General features: G+C 72.1%; 15 protein-coding genes and 1 pseudogene. 1 reads left to right on the top strand and 15 read right to left on the bottom strand.

What is annotated here, in order from left to right; all coding sequences use genetic code 11:
- The 11 genes from Q7F20_RS13840 to Q7F20_RS13790 all read right to left on the bottom strand — a co-directional run.
- Window positions 1-872 (bottom strand): translation initiation factor IF-2 N-terminal domain-containing protein (locus Q7F20_RS13840; RefSeq protein ID WP_305740659.1); only part of this gene is annotated, 872 nt, incomplete at its 3' end.
- 74 nt (window positions 873-946) lie between these two features.
- The gene (locus Q7F20_RS13835; RefSeq protein ID WP_305740658.1) at window positions 947-1,264 is read right to left on the bottom strand and encodes a YlxR family protein; all 318 of its coding nucleotides are present in this window, start codon (window positions 1,262-1,264) and stop codon (window positions 947-949) included.
- 75 nt (window positions 1,265-1,339) lie between these two features.
- Window positions 1,340-2,335, bottom strand: a complete 996-nt coding sequence (gene nusA, locus Q7F20_RS13830; protein ID WP_305740657.1) for a transcription termination factor NusA — start codon at window positions 2,333-2,335, stop codon at window positions 1,340-1,342.
- 133 nt (window positions 2,336-2,468) lie between these two features.
- The gene (locus tag Q7F20_RS13825) at window positions 2,469-4,223 is read right to left on the bottom strand and encodes a proline--tRNA ligase (RefSeq protein WP_305740656.1); all 1,755 of its coding nucleotides are present in this window, start codon (window positions 4,221-4,223) and stop codon (window positions 2,469-2,471) included.
- A gap of 182 nt (window positions 4,224-4,405) precedes the next feature.
- On the bottom strand, window positions 4,406-5,536 hold the full coding sequence (gene ispG / locus Q7F20_RS13820; protein WP_070419067.1) for a flavodoxin-dependent (E)-4-hydroxy-3-methylbut-2-enyl-diphosphate synthase: 1,131 nt from the start codon (window positions 5,534-5,536) through the stop codon (window positions 4,406-4,408).
- A 74-nt stretch (window positions 5,537-5,610) separates the two neighbouring features.
- On the bottom strand, window positions 5,611-6,171 hold the full coding sequence (locus tag Q7F20_RS13815; protein ID WP_305740655.1) for a cysteine hydrolase family protein: 561 nt from the start codon (window positions 6,169-6,171) through the stop codon (window positions 5,611-5,613).
- A complete protein-coding gene (locus Q7F20_RS13810; RefSeq protein WP_305740654.1) occupies window positions 6,168-7,613 on the bottom strand; it encodes a cytosine permease in 1,446 nt (481 codons plus the stop codon). Before Q7F20_RS13810 ends, Q7F20_RS13815 begins: the two co-directional genes overlap by 4 nt.
- A 35-nt stretch (window positions 7,614-7,648) precedes the next feature.
- On the bottom strand, window positions 7,649-8,983 hold the full coding sequence (locus tag Q7F20_RS13805; protein WP_305740653.1) for an RIP metalloprotease: 1,335 nt from the start codon (window positions 8,981-8,983) through the stop codon (window positions 7,649-7,651).
- Between the two features lie 127 nt (window positions 8,984-9,110).
- Window positions 9,111-10,193 (bottom strand): 1-deoxy-D-xylulose-5-phosphate reductoisomerase, encoded by a 1,083-nt coding sequence (gene dxr / locus Q7F20_RS13800; RefSeq protein ID WP_305740652.1) that lies wholly within the window; start codon window positions 10,191-10,193, stop codon window positions 9,111-9,113.
- Window positions 10,194-10,195: 2 nt separating this feature from the next.
- Entirely contained in the window at window positions 10,196-11,167 is a 972-nt protein-coding gene (locus Q7F20_RS13795; protein ID WP_305740651.1) for an FKBP-type peptidyl-prolyl cis-trans isomerase, read from the bottom strand.
- A gap of 6 nt (window positions 11,168-11,173) precedes the next feature.
- Window positions 11,174-11,650: an OsmC family protein gene (locus Q7F20_RS13790; protein WP_305740650.1), complete on the bottom strand. Its 477-nt coding sequence runs from the start codon at window positions 11,648-11,650 to the stop codon at window positions 11,174-11,176.
- 33 nt (window positions 11,651-11,683) lie between these two features.
- Between Q7F20_RS13790 and Q7F20_RS13785 the strand changes: the two genes are divergently transcribed.
- The gene (locus Q7F20_RS13785) at window positions 11,684-12,676 is read left to right on the top strand and encodes an asparaginase (protein ID WP_305740649.1); all 993 of its coding nucleotides are present in this window, start codon (window positions 11,684-11,686) and stop codon (window positions 12,674-12,676) included.
- 17 nt (window positions 12,677-12,693) lie between these two features.
- Here the strand turns inward: Q7F20_RS13785 and Q7F20_RS13780 are convergent, their stop codons facing one another.
- The 4 genes and pseudogenes from Q7F20_RS13780 to Q7F20_RS13770 form a co-directional block, all read right to left on the bottom strand.
- Window positions 12,694-13,458 (bottom strand): hypothetical protein, encoded by a 765-nt coding sequence (locus Q7F20_RS13780; RefSeq protein ID WP_305740648.1) that lies wholly within the window; start codon window positions 13,456-13,458, stop codon window positions 12,694-12,696.
- 98 nt (window positions 13,459-13,556) lie between these two features.
- Window positions 13,557-15,407, bottom strand: a complete 1,851-nt coding sequence (locus tag Q7F20_RS13775) for an FHA domain-containing protein (protein ID WP_305740647.1) — start codon at window positions 15,405-15,407, stop codon at window positions 13,557-13,559.
- A gap of 3 nt (window positions 15,408-15,410) precedes the next feature.
- Window positions 15,411-15,479 (bottom strand): annotated as a pseudogene (locus tag Q7F20_RS18705) (zinc-ribbon domain-containing protein); the annotation flags it as partial.
- The coding region (locus tag Q7F20_RS13770; protein WP_305740646.1) for a hypothetical protein at window positions 15,476-15,841 on the bottom strand (366 nt) is incomplete at its 5' end. The gene Q7F20_RS13770 and the pseudogene Q7F20_RS18705, both read right to left, overlap by 4 nt.

Genomic DNA, 15,841 nt, shown 5'->3' with positions numbered 1-15,841 from the left:
CGCGGGCCGCTGAAGGCCGGACGCGGGAAGCCGCCACCGGCACCACCGGCACCGCCCGGACGACCGCCGGGGCCGCCACGACCGCCGCCACCCTGGCCCGGGCGCTGCCCGAAGCCGTTGGGACGGTTGCCCTGACCGGGGCCACCGGGACGCGGGGCACCCGGACGGGGAACACCGGGACGCGGCGGGGCCGGACGCGGGATGCCGTTGCCGCCACCGGCACCGCCGGCGGGACGCTGGCCCATGCCCTGGTTGGACGAGTACGGGTTGTTGCCCGGACGCGGCGGACGCGAGCCCATGCCCTGGCTCGACGCGTAGGGGTTGTTGCCGGGGCGTGCGCCCGGCTTCGGGCCACCGGGCTTGGGGCCGGCTGCCGCACCGGGCTTGGGTGCTCCGCCGGGCTTGACGGCGTCGCCCTTCGACTCGGCGGCGGTGCCGGGACCGGCGTCGCCGGACTTGGCTGCCGCGGCCTTCTCGTCAGCGGCGGCCTTGCGAGCAGCCTCGGCCTCGGCCTGTCGCTGGGCGACGGACTTCGGCGCGGCCGGGGTCGGCACGTCGGCGGGGGGCGCCTGTACCTGGGGCTCGGGGGTGGGTGCCGGACGAGCCGGACCCGGGCGGGGGCCACCGGGCTTCGGGGCGCCCGACCTCGGCGCCTGGGCCGTGGCCGGCGCGCTCGGGGTCTGCGTCGCAGCGGGCTTCGACGCCGAGGCGCCGTCGGCCTGCAGCGCAGCACGGAGCTTGCGCGCGACGGGGGGTTCCACACTGGAGCTCGGGCCCTTGACGAACTCGCCGAGTTCCTTGAGCTTCTCCATTGCGGTCTTGCTGTCGACACCGAGTTCGGATGCGATCTCGTGTACGCGTGGTTTTGCCACTGTTCTCCTTCACGGGTCCCACCCCGTGAAGGGGCAGGACTCAATGGATGACGGGTCTCATTTCGAGCCGCTCATCAGTTGTCCATAAGCCGTTCAGCCTGTTCTGTCGTGTCCTGGTGGCGTGCCTGTGGTTCTGGGCGCCGGAGCGCTTCGAGGTAGTCACGCACCGCGGACGTGTCCGGTTCATGATCCAGCCGGAGCGCCCGGCGGTACGCCTTGCGCTTGACGGCCTGATCATGTGCTTCGACGGTCGGGGTGAGCCACGCTCCCCGCCCCGGCATGACTGCCTTCGGGTCCGCCACGACACGCCCGTCACGCAGGGCGACGACACGGAGGAGGGAGGACCGGGGAGCACGACGGCGACTGCCGATGCATGTTCTGACGGGTTCCACCTTACTCCTCCCTCTGGACGACCGCGATCCGGCACGCCCGGACGGCACGTGCCACGAGCGAAACCGGTCGCTCCGTCAGTCCTCGCCGTCCAGGATCGAGTCCGGCTGGATGTCGATCCGAGCACCAGTGAGCTTCGCGGCGAGACGGGCGTTCTGCCCTTCCTTGCCGATCGCGAGCGACAGCTGGTAGTCCGGCACGAGGGCTCGGACGGCCTTCGTCGAGGCATCGAGCACGAAGGCGCTCGTCACCTTGGCCGGCGAGAGCGCGCTCGCGACGAACGACGCCAGGTCGGACGAGTAGTCGACGATGTCGATCTTCTCGGCGCCGAGCTCCGTCGTCACGGCGCGGACGCGGGCGCCCAGCTCGCCGATGCACGCACCCTTGGCGTTCACGCCCGGCTCGTTCGCCTTGACCGCGAGCTTCGTGCGGTGCCCGGCCTCACGCGCGAGCGAGGTGATCTCCACCACGCCCGACGCGATCTCCGGCACCTCGAGCGCGAAGAGCTTCCGGACCAGGCCCGGATGCGTGCGCGACACCGTGATCTGCGGACCCTTCGCTCCGCGACCGACGCTCGTCACGTACACGCGGATGCGCGACCCGTGCTTGTACTCCTCGCCCGGCACCTGCTCCTCGGGCGGGAGGATCGCCTCGACGGTGCCGAGGTCGACGTGCACCATCTTCGGGTTCGGACCCTGCTGGATGACGCCGGCGACGATGTCGCCCTCCTTGCCGCGGAACTGGCCGAGGATCTTGTCGTCGCCGATGTCACGCAGGCGCTGGTTGATGACCTGCTTGGCGGCGAACGCGGCGATGCGGCCGAAGTCGCTCGGCTGGTCGACGGCTTCGCCGACGACGGTGCCGTCCTCGTCGCGCTCGGGCACGTAGACGGACACCTCGCCCGACTTGCGGTCGAGCTCGACGCGGGTCTGGGCGTCGACGGGCTCCTCGTTCTCCGCGCGGTGCTTCTGGTACGCGGTCAGGATGGCCTGTTCGATGATCTGGACGAGTTCGTCGAACGGGATCTCCCGCTCACGCTCCATGAGTCGCAGGACTGCGAGATCGATCTTCACCGAGGGCCTCCGTATTCAGATGAGTCGCTTCCGCCGTGGAACGTCGCGGAAGTCGGCGACCAGCGTACCCCACAACGGACGGGAGGCGCGGTGCCAGCCGGCACCGCCCCTCCCGTCACAGGGACCCGACCGTCTAGATCGCGCGCACCGCGTCGAGCAGTTCGGCCACCGGCACGTCGCGGCGCTCACCCGACGCGCGGTTCCACAGCTCGACGACGCCGTCGGCGGCGCCGCGGCCGGCGACGACGACGATCGGCATGCCGAGCAGCTCGGCGTCGCGGAGCTTCACGCCGGGCGAGACCTTCGGACGGTCGTCGTAGAGGACCTCGAACCGCTCGCCCTCGAGCTCGGTGACGATCGACGTGGCCAGCTCGTACGCGACCTCGTCCTTGCCGGTCGCGACGACGTGCACGTCGAACGGTGCGACGTTCTTCGGCCAGGCGAGCCCCTTCTCGTCGTTGTGCGCTTCGGCGAGGATCGCCAGGATGCGTGTCACGCCGATGCCGTACGACCCCATCGTGACCGTGGCGAGCTTGCCGTTCTCGTCCTGCACCTTGAGGCCGAGCGCCTCGGCGTACTTCCGGCCGAGCTGGAAGACGTGGCCGATCTCCATGCCGCGCGCGGTCTCGAGCGGCCCGGAGCCGTCAGGAGCCGGGTCGCCGGCGCGGACGTCGGACACCTCGGCGACGCCGTCGGCCGTGAAGTCGCGGCCCATGACGAGCCCGGAGACGTGCACCCCGCGCTCGTTCGCGCCGGTGATCCACGCCGTGCCGTCGACGACGCGGGGGTCGACCAGGTACCGGATGCCCGACGCGCTCTCGGCGCCGAGGACCTGCGGGCCGATGTAGCCCTTCACGAAGACGCCGGGGTGCTTCTTGAAGTCGTCGTCGCCGGCCGCCTCGACCTCGGCCGGTGCGAAAGCGACCTCGGCACGCTTCATGTCGACCTCGCGGTCGCCGGGCAGCCCGACGACGACGACCTCGCGCGTGCCGTCGAGGTGCGTCAGTGCCAGCACGACGTTCTTCAGCGTGTCGGCCGCCGTCCAGGGGGCACCGTCCCGCGGCGCGACCGCATTCGCGTGCGCCACGAGCGTGTCGATCGTCGGGGTGTCCGCCGCGGGCAGGAGCACGGGCTCGGGCTGCCCGTCGATCGGCAGGGCGTCCGGCACCGGGGTGACGTAGGCCTCGACGTTGGCCGCGTAGCCGCCGGCGCTGCGCACGAAGGTGTCCTCGCCGACGCCGATCGGGTGCAGGAACTCCTCGGACTTCGAGCCGCCCATCGCGCCCGCGTCCGCCTTGACGATGACGTACTCGAGGCCGAGCCGGGCGAAGATCTTCTCGTAGGCGTCACGCATGACCTGGTAGCTGCGCTCGAGGCCCTCGTCGGTGAGGTCGAACGAGTACGCGTCCTTCATGGTGAACTCGCGGCCGCGCAGGAGTCCGGCGCGGGGGCGCGCCTCGTCGCGGTACTTGTCCTGGATCTGGAACAGCGTGACGGGCAGGTCCTTGTACGAGCCGTACAGGTCCTTCACCAGGAGCGCGAACATCTCCTCGTGCGTCGGCGCGAGCAGGTAGTCGGCACCCTTGCGGTCCTGCAGGCGGAACATGCCGTCGCCGTACTCGGTCCAGCGGTTCGTCGCCTCGTACGGCTCGCGCGGCAGGAGCGCGGGCAGCAGGACTTCCTGCGCGCCGGCGGCGACCATCTCCTCGCGGATGATGGCTTCGATGCGGGCGCGGACCTTCAGCCCGAGCGGCAACCACGCGAAGATCCCCGGGGACTGGCGACGGACGTAGCCGGCGCGGACGAGGAGCTTCGCGCTCGTCACCTCGGCGTCGGAGGGGTCGTCGCGGAGCGTACGGAGGAACAGATGCGAGAGCCGTGTGACCACGGGGCAAGCCTAGCGGCGCGCAGAGGTGGGTGCGGCTGCGGGCTCGCGTCCGCCCTGTGGTCCGGCCCGCCGCGCTTCGTGAGCAGAAATGGTCGGGTGCGTCCCCGCGACCCGACCATTCCTGCTCACTCACGGGACGTGCCACGCCGGGCCCGCGTCCGCGGCGTGCCGCGCGCCCCCGCCTACGACGTGACGACGAGGGGCTTGCCCGTGCCGGCGGCCGGCCCCATCTCGTCCGCGAGGCGGTTCGCCTCGGTGATCAGCGTCTCGACGATCTCGGCTTCCGGGACGGTCTTGATGACCTCGCCCTTGACGAAGATCTGCCCCTTGCCGTTGCCGGACGCGACACCGAGGTCGGCCTCACGTGCCTCGCCCGGGCCGTTCACCACGCACCCCATGACGGCGACGCGGAGCGGCACGGTCATGCCCTCGAGCCCCTTCGTCACGTCGTTCGCGAGCTGGTAGACGTCGACCTGCGCGCGACCGCAGCTCGGGCAGGAGACGATCTCGAGCTTGCGCTCCCGCAGGTTGAGCGACTGCAGGATCTGCAGACCGACCTTGACCTCTTGCGCGGGCGGGGCGGAGAGGGACACGCGGATGGTGTCGCCGATGCCCTCGGCCAGGAGGATGCCGAACGCCGTGGCGCTCTTGATGGTGCCCTGGAACTCCGGGCCGGCCTCGGTCACGCCGAGGTGCAGCGGCCAGTCCCCCGCCGCGGCGAGCTGGCGGTAGGCCTTGACCATCACGATCGGGTCGTTGTGCTTGACCGAGATCTTGAAGTCGTGGAAGTCGTGCTCCTCGAACAGCGAGGCTTCCCACACGGCGGACTCGACGAGCGCCTCGGGCGTGGCCTTGCCGTACTTCTGCAGCAGGCTCGGCTCGAGCGACCCGGCGTTGACGCCGATGCGGAGGGAGACACCGGCGTCCTTCGCGGCCTTGGCGATGGCGCCGACCTGGTCGTCGAACTTCCGGATGTTGCCCGGGTTCACGCGGACCGCGGCGCACCCGGCGTCGATGGCCTGGAAGACGTACTTCGGCTGGAAGTGGATGTCCGCGATCACCGGGATCTGCGACTTCTTCGCGATGATCGGCAGCGCGTCGGCGTCGTCCTGGCTCGGCACGGCGACCCGGACGATGTCGCAGCCGGACGCCGTGAGCTCGGCGATCTGCTGCAGGGTGGCGTTGATGTTCGTCGTCGGCGTCGTGGTCATCGACTGGACGGACACCGGCGCGTCACCGCCCACGAGCACCTTGCCGACCCGGATCTGCCGGGACTTGCGGCGCGGGCTCAGGGTTTCGGGGACTTTCGGCAGACCGAGGTTCACTGCTGGCACGAGGTGCACTCTACGCGCTCCCGGTGACGGCCAGCCGCGCGCTCGCGCGATGCTCAGACGACGGTGATGAGCGGGGCGTAGAGGCGCATCGCCGCGAGGGCGCGCTCGTGGTCCTCGTCGCTCGCCCCGGCGCACGCGTCGGCCACGACGGTGACGGTGGCGCCGGCGTCCGCGGCCGCCAGCGCGGTCGACAGGACGCAGCAGTCCGTGGACACGCCGACCAGGACGAGGTGCGGGTGGTCGCCGGTGACGGCCTGGAGGCGCGTCCCCCACTTGCCGAAGGTCGTCTCGGTGACTACGGGGTCGCGTCGGTCCGCGGCGGCCGTCGCGAACGGTTCGGTCAGGTCCCAGAGCGGGTCGGTGTCCGGCACGAGCGCGAACGGCCAGTCGCGGTAGTACGGCACCCAGGCGCCCTGCGGGTGCTCGGGCGCGACGAACCGCGTGAAGACCGTGCGGCCGGTGAACCGCGGGAGCAGGCGCTCGATCCCGGCGGTGGCGTGGTCGAAGCGTCCGGTGGCCCAGGGGCTCTCGCCGGTGAAGACCTCCTGCATGTCGACGACGACGAGCCAGGCGTCGTCCGGCACCCCCGCGACGGCGGCGTCGACCGCGCTCATGCCCGCTCCTGCCTGCGGACGGAACCCCTGGCGAAGAGCAGCGTGCCGAGGAACCCGACGACGAGCGCCACGAGCACCCCGAGGTTCGCGTACGCCCAGGCGCCGGTGCGCCCGCCGAGGCCGAACGGTCCGAGCAGGTAGCCCTGCCAGTTGAGCCACGACGGCACGCCGTAGGTGTTGGTCACGAGGCCCCACCCGAGGGCGGTCCCCACGACGACGAGGCCGACCGCGAGCCAGCGCACGTCGCCGTAGCGGCCGCGGCGGTCCTCGAGTTCGGCCTCGGCGTACGGCGCCCGGCGGATCACGACGTCGGCGACGAAGACCCCGCACCACGCGGCGATCGGCACACCGAGCGTCACGAGGAACGCCTGGAAGGGCTGGATGAACGAGTCGGCGAAGAACACCACGTAGACGGCGCCGGCGACCATGAACACGCCGTCGACCCCGGCCGCGACGGGCCTCGGGATGCGGATGCCGGCGCTCAGCAGTGCGAGCCCGGAGCTGTAGATGTCGAGCACCGCACCACCGACGAGCCCGAGCACCGCGACGAGGGCGAACGGGATGAGGAACCACACCGGCAGGACGGTCGTCAGTGCCCCGATCGGGTCGGCGGCGATCGCGGTGTTGAGGTCCTTCGACGAGCCGGCGAGCAGGACGCCGAGCACGACGAGGACGATCGGAGCGAGCGCGCCGCCGAAGGTGGTCCACCAGACGACTCCGCGGGTCGACGCCGACCGGGGCAGGTACCGCGAGTAGTCCGCGGCGGCGTTCACCCAGCCGAGGCCGAACCCGGTCATCACGAGGACGAGCGCGCCGACGACGTTCTGGGCGCTCCCGGCCGGCAGCGCGGCGATCGCGCCGAGGTCGATCGAGGGCAGCGCGAGCACCACGTAGACGATCGTCAGGACCGCGGTGATGACCGTGATCCACGTCTGCAGCCGCATGATCACGTCGAACCCGGCGATGCCCGCCCCGACCACGAGCGCGGCGACGACCACGAGCGCGACGAGCTTCGTGAGGACGCCGCCGTCCCACCCGAGCTCGCGGAACACCGTCGAGGTCGCCAGGACCGCGGCCGATGCGAGCGCGGTCTCCCAGCCGACGGTGAGGATCCAGCTGAGGAACGCCGGCAGCCGGTTCCCGCGGACACCGAACGCCGCACGACCGAGCACCATCGTCGGCGCCGACCCCCGCTTGCCGGCGATGGCGACGATCCCGCACAGCAGGAACGAGAACGCGACGCCGATGACGGACACGACGGTGGCCTGCCAGAAGGAGATGCCGAACCCGAGGACGAACGACCCGTACGACAGGCCGAGCACCGAGATGTTCGCGGCGAACCACGGCCAGAAGAGATCCCTCGGACGGCCCTTCCGGTCGGACTCGGCGATGACGTCGGTGCCCTGCCGCTCGACCGTGCGGACTTCCGGAGCTGTGCTCATGTGCGAAAGCGTAGTGCGCGGCCGCCGGGTCGTCGCTACCCGAAGAGGTTCACGGGCCGCACGACGTCGGCGTAGATGAGCAGCGCGCTCATGCCGGCGAGGAGCACCACGACGACCATCGTCAGCGGCATCGTCTTCGCGAGGTCGATCGGCCCCGGGTCCGCCTTGCCGACGAGCTTGAACGAGCGGCGCTTCACGGCCTCCCACAGGGCGCCGGCGATGTGCCCGCCGTCGAGCGGCAGGAGCGGCACCATGTTCAGGACGAACAGGCCGATGTTCAACGAGGCGAGCAGCCCGAGGATCGTGTACGCCTTGTCGACCACCGGCACACCGCTCATCGACGAGACCTCGCCGATCGCACGGCCGACGCCGACGACCGACACGGGGCTGTCCTGCGACCGCTCCTGGGAGCCGAACGCCGCGTTCCACACCGCGACCAGCCGCTGCGGCAGGTCGATGATGAGGTGCGCCGACGCCGAGATCTGCGCGCCGGTCGCCGGCAGCACCGCGGCGGGCGACTGCCGGACGAGCGACTGGCCGATGCTGACCCCGACGACGCCCACCTGCTGGGTCTTCGCGGTGCCGTCGTCGTTCTTCACGACCGTGCCGTCAGCCGCGTAGACGTCACGCGTGGCGGTCGTCGGCGTGATGTGCAGCGTCTTCTCGGCACCGTCGCGGGACACCACGACGGTGACGTCCTCGCCGGCGGACTTCTGGAACACCTCGGAGACCTGGGCGATCGTCGGGTCCTGCTTCCCGTCGACCGAGAGCACGACGTCGCCTGACCGGATGCCGGCCTGCTTCGCCGGCGAGACGGCGTCACCGGCGGTGCAGGTCGTCGCCTGGCTCGTCGGTAGCACGCAGTCGACGCTCGACGTGAACGTGGTCGTCGGCGCGCCGAACCCGACGAGCAGCACGCCGAAGAGCACGATCCCGATGACGAGGTTCATCGCCGGGCCCGCGACCATCACGATGATCCGCTTCCACGGCGCCAGTCGGTAGAACGCCCGCGAGTCGTCGCCGCCGGAGTCCGCGATCTGCTCGGCACTCGCCTGGCGCGCATCCTGCACGAAGGCGCCGTACATGCCCGTGTTCGTGATCGCGTTGGGGCGCCCGGACGCACGCGGCTTGAGCATGCCGACCATCGAGATGTAGCCGCCGAGCAGGATCGGACGGATGCCGTACTCGGTCTCACCCCGCTTGAACGACCAGATCGCCTTGCCGAAGCCCAGCGAGTACTGCGTCACCTTGACGTTGAACAGCTTCGCGAAGGACAGGTGCCCCAGCTCGTGGAGTCCGATCGAGACCAGCAGGCCGACGATGAAGACGACCACGCCGAGGACGAAGAGCAGGACGGTTTCGACGGTCACCGGGAAAGGGTACGGGACGGTTCCCATGACCGAGCCGAGCGCACCCTGAGAGGTGCGCCGCGCCTCCCGAGCCGTCCGGTCCGTCTGCTTCCGCAGCCGTGCTGACGGACTGGAGGCGCGACTCGCCTCAGCGGGACAGCATGCGGTCGGCCGCGGCGCGCGCCCAGCGCTCCGCTGCCAGCACGCCGTCGAGGGAGGACTCCCCTGCGGTGTGCGCATCGACCACGCGCTCGACCGTGTCGACGATGTCGAGGAATCCGATCGCTCCCGCGTGGAACGCGGCGACGGCCTGCTCGTTCGCCGCGTTGAACACGGCGGGGAACGTCCCGCCGAGCTCCCCGACGCGCTTCGCGAGGGCGACCGCGCCGAAGGCCTCCGCATCGAGGGGCTCGAACGTCCAGGTGCTCGCCGACGTCCAGTCGAGCGGGACCCCGACGCCCGGGACCCGGTCGGGCCACGCGAGACCGAGGGCGATCGGCAGCCGCATGTCCGGCGGCGACGCCTGTGCGATCGTCGAGCCGTCGACGAACTCGACCATCGAGTGCACGATCGACTGCGCGTGCACCGTCACGTCGATGCGGTCGTAGGGGACGCCGAAGAGCAGGTGCGCCTCGATGACCTCGAGCCCCTTGTTCACGAGCGTCGCCGAGTTCGTCGTGACGACGAGACCCATGTCCCACGTCGGGTGCGCGAGCGCCTCGGCCGGGGTGACGGCCGTGAGCTGCGCGCGCGAACGCCCGCGGAACGGGCCGCCGCTGGCGGTGAGCACGAGCCGTCGGACCTCGTCCTCGCTGCCGGACCGGAGAGCCTGCGCGATGGCGGAGTGCTCGCTGTCGACCGGCACGATCTGACCCGGTGCGGCTGCGGCCTGCACGAGCGGGCCGCCCACGATGAGGCTCTCCTTGTTCGCCAGCGCCAGCGTGGCTCCGGACTCGAGCGCCGCCAGTGTGGGGCCGAGTCCGACTGAGCCGGTGATGCCGTTCAGGACCACGTCGGCCTCGACGCTGCGGACCAGACGTTCGGCGTCCGCCGCACCGAACGCGGTGTCACGGACACCGAAGCGCTCGGCCTGCTCGGCGACGAGGGTGCGGTTGCTGCCGGCGGTGAGGCCGACGACCTCGAACCGGTCGGGGTTGCGGGCGACGACGTCGAGCGCCTGGGTGCCGATCGACCCGGTGCTGCCGAGGACGACGATGCGGCGCCGGGTCATGCTCAGCCCTTGGCGAGGATGTCGACGACGAAGACGAGCGTGGCGTTCTTCGGGATGCCCGAGCCCTCTTGCGGGTTCGCGCCGTAGCCGTCCTCGGGCGTGACGACGATGAGGACCTGCGAGCCGACCTGCTGGCCGACGAGTCCGGTCACGAAGCCCTTGATGAGCGAGCCCTCCGAGATGGTGAAGGTCGTCGGGGCACCCTTCGACCACGAGGAGTCGAACTCCTTGCCCGTGTCGTAGACGACGCCCTTGTACTGCACGAGCGCGGTGTCGCCGTCGGCGATCTTGTCGCCGGTGCCCTGCTTGAGGACCTCGACCGTGGTCTTCGACGGTGCCTTGACGCCGGACGGGACCGTGATCTCCGGTTCCCCGTCGGCCTTGTCCTCGACCGTCGGGAGCGCCGGGTCCTGCTTCTGCGCCTTGCCCGTGGCCTTCGTCGGGGTCTGTGCGACGACGTCGGCGACGACGACGATCTCGCCGCCGGTGTTGAAGCCGAGCGCCGACGACTGGCCGACCGCCGCGATCCGGTCGCCGACCTTCGAGCACGCCAGGAGGGCACCGAAACCGGAACCGCCCACCGAGAGGACCTGCGGGTTGCCCTGGTCGAAGCCGACCGTGCCGAGCTTCTTCGCGTCCGACGCCTGGTACACGCTGTAGGAGACCTGGGCGTAGTCGCCCTCGCCGAGCGACGCCCCCTTGCCACGCACGACCGTGCTCGCCTGGGGCTGCTTCGCCGTGAGACCACCCGAGAACTTCACCTCCGGCGCCGTGCTGCCGCCGAACGCACCGGAGACCTTGATCGCCTTCGACGCGGAACCCGGGTCCGGGCAGGACGTGATGGCCGCCGCCGTCGCGCTCGACGACGCGCTCGGGGTGCTGGACGAGTCGCTCGACCCGGAGCCGGAGCACGCGGCGAGTCCCAGCACGACGGCGGGGACGAGGGCGATCGGGAGGAGACGCAGACGCTTCACGAGGACCTAGTCTGCCGCACGGACCTTGGTGTGCGGGTCGTGGTGCACAGGAAAGGCCACCGATCGCGCGATGAAGCAGAGGCTGTTCGCGGTGGCGTGGGCGGCCTCGGCGTCGGCGACGCGGTCCGCCTCCAGGATCGTGACGACGGGGTGCAGCGTCGCCTCGGTGAGCTCGCCGGACCCGTCGCGGTTGAGGTTCAGACTCGCCGTCGCACGGTCCTCGTAGTCGACGACGGTGAAGCCCTCGGTCACGGCGACGTGCAGGTAGCTCAGCATGTGGCACTGGGCGAGGGACGCGACGACGAGCTCCTCGGGGTTCCAACGGCCGCGGTCACCGCGGAACGTCGGGTCGGCGGAGCCCTCGATGTCGTGCTTGCCCGCCGCGCGGACGTCGTGGTCGCGCCCGTAGTCGCGGTAGCCGCTCGTTCCGGTGCCGCGGTCGCCGGTCCAGCGGACGGAGACCTCGTAGGAGTGGTCGGACACGGTGGGCTCCTCGGTGATCAGTACGATTGCGGCATGACGGTGCTCCCCGACGTCCACACTGACCGCCATCCTCTCACCGCCGAGGGGTCGGTCGAACTGGCCGTCCTCGACCGCAACGGTTTCGACGAGAGCCGACACGTCGGTGCCGGGGTCGTGGTGACCGCGGACGGCACCGTGATCGACGCGGTCGGCGACGTGCACGCCAGCGTCTACCCCCGCTCCACGATGAAGCCGTTCCAGGCGCTCGCGGTCCGCCGAGCCGGAGCGGTGTTCTCCGACGAGGAACTCGTGCTCACCACCGCGAGCCACGCCGGCACCCCGGCTCACCAGGCCCTCGCGCTGCACATGCTCGAGTCGTACGACCACGTCGAGGCCGACCTCGGCTGCCCGCCCGACCTGCCCTTCGACCGCGCCACGGCCCGCACCATGGCGGAGCCGAGGCGCCTCGCGATGAACTGCTCCGGCAAGCACGCCGGGATGCTCGCCGCGTGCCGGGTCAACGGCTGGGACGCGGCGACCTACCTCGAGATGACGCACCCCCTGCAGCAGCGTGTGCGCGAGACCGTCGAGGAGTTCACCCACGAGACCGTCGACGTCGTCGGGACCGACGGTTGCGGAGCCCCGGTGTTCCCGCTGACGCTCGCCGGGCTCGCCCGGGGCTTCGCCGGTGTGGTCGCGCGGGCCGAGTCCGACACTGCGGCACTCACCGACGCCGTGCTGGACCACCCCTGGGCGATCGACGGCATCGGGCGCGCGAACACGGTCACGATCGAACGGCTCCGGGTGCTGGCGAAGCTCGGCGCCGAGGGCGTCATGGTGATGGGCCTGCCCGGTGGTGCAGCGGTCGCGGTCAAGACGCTCGACGGCGCACAGCGTTCCGGCACGCTCGCGGCGCTCACGCTCCTCGAGCGCAACGGGATCGTGGACGCGGCCGGGGTCGCGGACGTCATGGCGGCCACGGGCGAGCAGGTGCTCGGCGGCGGCGTACCGGTGGGGACGCTGCGGGCCGGGGCCGGCCTGCGCTGAGGTCGGTCCGGCCGGGGTCATCCCGGTCCTCCGAGACGTGGGAGCGCCGGGACCACGACCGTCCCCCGGGCGTCGTGCGGGAACCGGACGGTGCAACCGTGACGGGTGACCTCGACCGCGACGTCCCACAGCCGCGGGACGATGCTCAGGCCGGGCACGAGCACCACGGTCGCCCGGGTGCCTGTCGGCGTCGACCCGATGGCCCGCTCGTCCCGAGCGCACGTGTCGTCGCCGTGCGCACGGTCCGCGGGGCCGACCACGATCGCAGCCATTCCCGAGGGCATCGGCGGACACCGGCCCGTCCCGGCTCCCACCAGCGCACGGGCGTCGGCACTGCTGGCGACCCGGACGTCGTCGCCAGGGCCTGCTGCAGCTCGGACCTGCGCCGCGACCGCCCGGAACACGGCCAGCGCGAGTGCCCCTGACCCGATGACGACGACGTGCGGCCGGGACCGAGCGTCGACGGAGACCACACGGCCGTCCGGCGTGGTCCCGAACACGACCGGCCGACCGTCGGCGGCACCATCGGCCTCGTCGTCGACCGCCGGGAGGTCGAGCGCTACCGAAGTCGGCGCGAGCACCACTTCGTCGACCTCGGCGTCACCACCGCGAGCGAGGCGAACCGTGCCCGCCCGGACCACGAGGACGTCGAGCACGGCACAACACCCGGCCGCGCCGAGGAGCACCGCGCGCAACGACCCCGCGACCGGGACGACGAGCGCCGCCACGAGCAGCACCACCGCCGCGCCGACCAGGGCGCAGCGGGCGGCGAAGGAGCTCATGGGCCCAGACCACCACACGACGGCGAGACCGACGACCTGAGGACGCCCGGCTGTGGACAGCCGCGACGATCACGCCGCTGTGGAGGACTCCCCCGACGTCACTGCACGAGGAAGAACTGCTCCCCGATGTCGACACGCGCGCCGCGCTCGACACGGTAGCGTCGGCCCGGCTCGCAGCGCCGGATCGACCCGTCGATGTGCCGGACGACCGTGCCGTTGCCCGAGAACCGGTCGGACACCCACAGGTCGTCGCCGTCGCGTCCGAGCTCGAGGTGCGTCTTCGAGACCGACTTGCCCGGGTCGTGGACGGTCAGCAGGTCGTCGAACCGCTCGCCGGGCTGGGGGCGCGGGAGTCGTCCGACGAGGCCGGTGCCGTGCACGCCGAAGCGCTCACCGGTGCTGAAGTGGAGCACGAAGGGCGCACGGGTCGGGGTCGCGGACACGATGCGGGTCTCGTCGACGTCGTCCTCGAGGTCGCCGTCGGCGCTCGTCGGAGCGTCGGTCGTCCGAGGGGCCGGCGACGCAGCGCTGTCCACCCCGGGCAGCGGTGGCAGCGGCGCGGCAGTCGGCACGCCGACCACACCGGAGTCCTGCGCGGACGGCGCGGAGGACGGGACGGTCGCGGAACCGGGGACGGGCGGGATGACCGGTCCGCTGACCGCCGGTGACTCGGAGTCCGGCGCAGCGTGCAGGCCGCGTCGGCGAGCCGGGACATCGCCCGCGGTCGCACCGTCGCCGCCACCGTTCACCCACGTGGGCAGGACGCCCGTGCTGCCGGCAGAGTCCTCGCCGTCAGCGTCACGCGGTGCCTCCGGTGTCGGGTCGGCCGGGGTTCCGTGGACCGGGGTTCCGTCGTCCGCGGCCTCGTCCTCCGTCCCGACCACGCCGGAGGCCGAGGCACCCGCGAGCGCGTCGCCGGTGGGCGCGTCGCCAGCGGTCGCGTCACCCTCGGGTGCGTCGATCGTGTGTGCGTCGTCTGGCGCTTCGCCCGCCTCGTCCGCAGCCCAGTCGGGTCGGTCCATCGGGAGCGGCACGATCGGTCCGGTGAACGCAGCCGTCACGGCGGGCCGCACGGCACCGCACTCGGCACAGAAGATGTCGTCGGGCTCGAGTCGGTGGCCGCAGACGTGGCACGTCGTCGCATGGGCGCCGGGTGTGACCAGCGGCGCGGCGCGGCGCGGGCGTCGGTCGACCAGCGGTTCGACGACCGCGGTGTCACCGGGCTGGGGCGGAGAGACGACGGCGCTCGGGGCGACCGGATCGTCCGAGGCGGCACCGGGAGCTGCGGGCTCCGCATCCGCGGCAGGCTCCCCTGCGGCGTCGTCCGCGGACGCGTCGTTCGCGGCCGTGGATCGTCCGACCCACCACGAGGGCCCGGACGGTGCAGGGGCGGCGACCTGTTCGGCGGGCGGGGACCACCGCGGGGCGACCGGACCGGCGGCCCCGGCCTCCGGCGCGTACTGCTGCGCGGCTGGACGCTCCGCCAGTCGGGTGACCTCGGGATCCTCGGCCGAGGCTTCCGCCGAGTCGGGATCCGACGGGTACGCGTCCGGGTCGAGCGGCGGCTCGGGCGACGCCAGCGGCTCCTCGGCCTGCGACGACGCAGCCGACCGAGCGGGCACCGCGGGATCGAGAGGAGCGGCTCCACCCGTCTGCTGCCCGGACCAGTCCGTCAGCCCCGGATCGCTCCCGTGCACGTGGCTCGGCGCGGTCCGCGGCGTGAAGTCGTCCGGACGCTGGACCGGCACGGCCTGGGGCTGCTGCTCGCCACCACGGTCCGCACCGGTCAGCCAGGCGCGGGTCGCCGGGTCGAGGGTCGATTCGGGCAACCACGCCTCGGCCGCCGGGTCCTGACGGCGTCCGTGCAGGTCGGGCTGCTGCAGTGGCGGCGGCGGTGCCTGCTCGACGGGCGGCGTCGCGGCCGGGCGACGACTCGCAGCAGCGGTCACGGCGCGTCCGCACTCACCGCAGAAGATGGCCCCGTCCGGGAGCGTCGATCCGCAGTGTTCGCATCTGATCACGTGTCTCGCCTGTCCTCACTCGGCCGTCCACGACGCTCGCCGGCCTGCACGCCATCGTAGTCGCGCCCTCCGGAGGCTCCCCCGACACCTGTGGAGCGTCGACCCCTGGGTGCCACGGCGGCGGCCACCGTCGCCCGCGCGGACCGCCCGGCGTCGACGACGCGGAGCGAGCGCAACGACACCGCGGCGCGGATCCGCTCCTTGCGCGTCCGACCCGCCCGCAGGCTCGTGATCGCCTCGTCCGTGGCCGACCACATCCGGTCGGCGGCGGCGCCGTCCGCCTCGCTCGGACCGAACACCGACCGGTCGGCCAGCGCCGCCAGGCCGGTGCCGCCCTCGCCGGGGGCCCCCACGACCGCCTC

The sequence above is a fragment of the Curtobacterium sp. A7_M15 genome (assembly GCF_030705415.1).
In the GTDB taxonomy this organism is placed as follows: Bacteria; Actinomycetota; Actinomycetes; order Actinomycetales; family Microbacteriaceae; genus Curtobacterium.
This window is presented reverse-complemented; position numbering and strand designations above follow the sequence as displayed.

Bases quoted from the DNA above. Each gene is read 5' to 3' on its own strand.
- Q7F20_RS13780 (WP_305740648.1), bottom strand. From the start codon at position 13,458: ATGAGCTCCTTCGCCGCCCGCTGCGCCCTGGTCGGCGCGGCGGTGGTG.
- Q7F20_RS13815 (WP_305740655.1), bottom strand. From the start codon at position 6,171: ATGAGCGCGGTCGACGCCGCCGTCGCGGGGGTGCCGGACGACGCCTGG.
- Q7F20_RS13810 (WP_305740654.1), bottom strand. From the start codon at position 7,613: ATGAGCACAGCTCCGGAAGTCCGCACGGTCGAGCGGCAGGGCACCGAC.
- dxr (WP_305740652.1), bottom strand. From the start codon at position 10,193: ATGACCCGGCGCCGCATCGTCGTCCTCGGCAGCACCGGGTCGATCGGC.
- Q7F20_RS13785 (WP_305740649.1), top strand. From the start codon at position 11,684: ATGACGGTGCTCCCCGACGTCCACACTGACCGCCATCCTCTCACCGCC.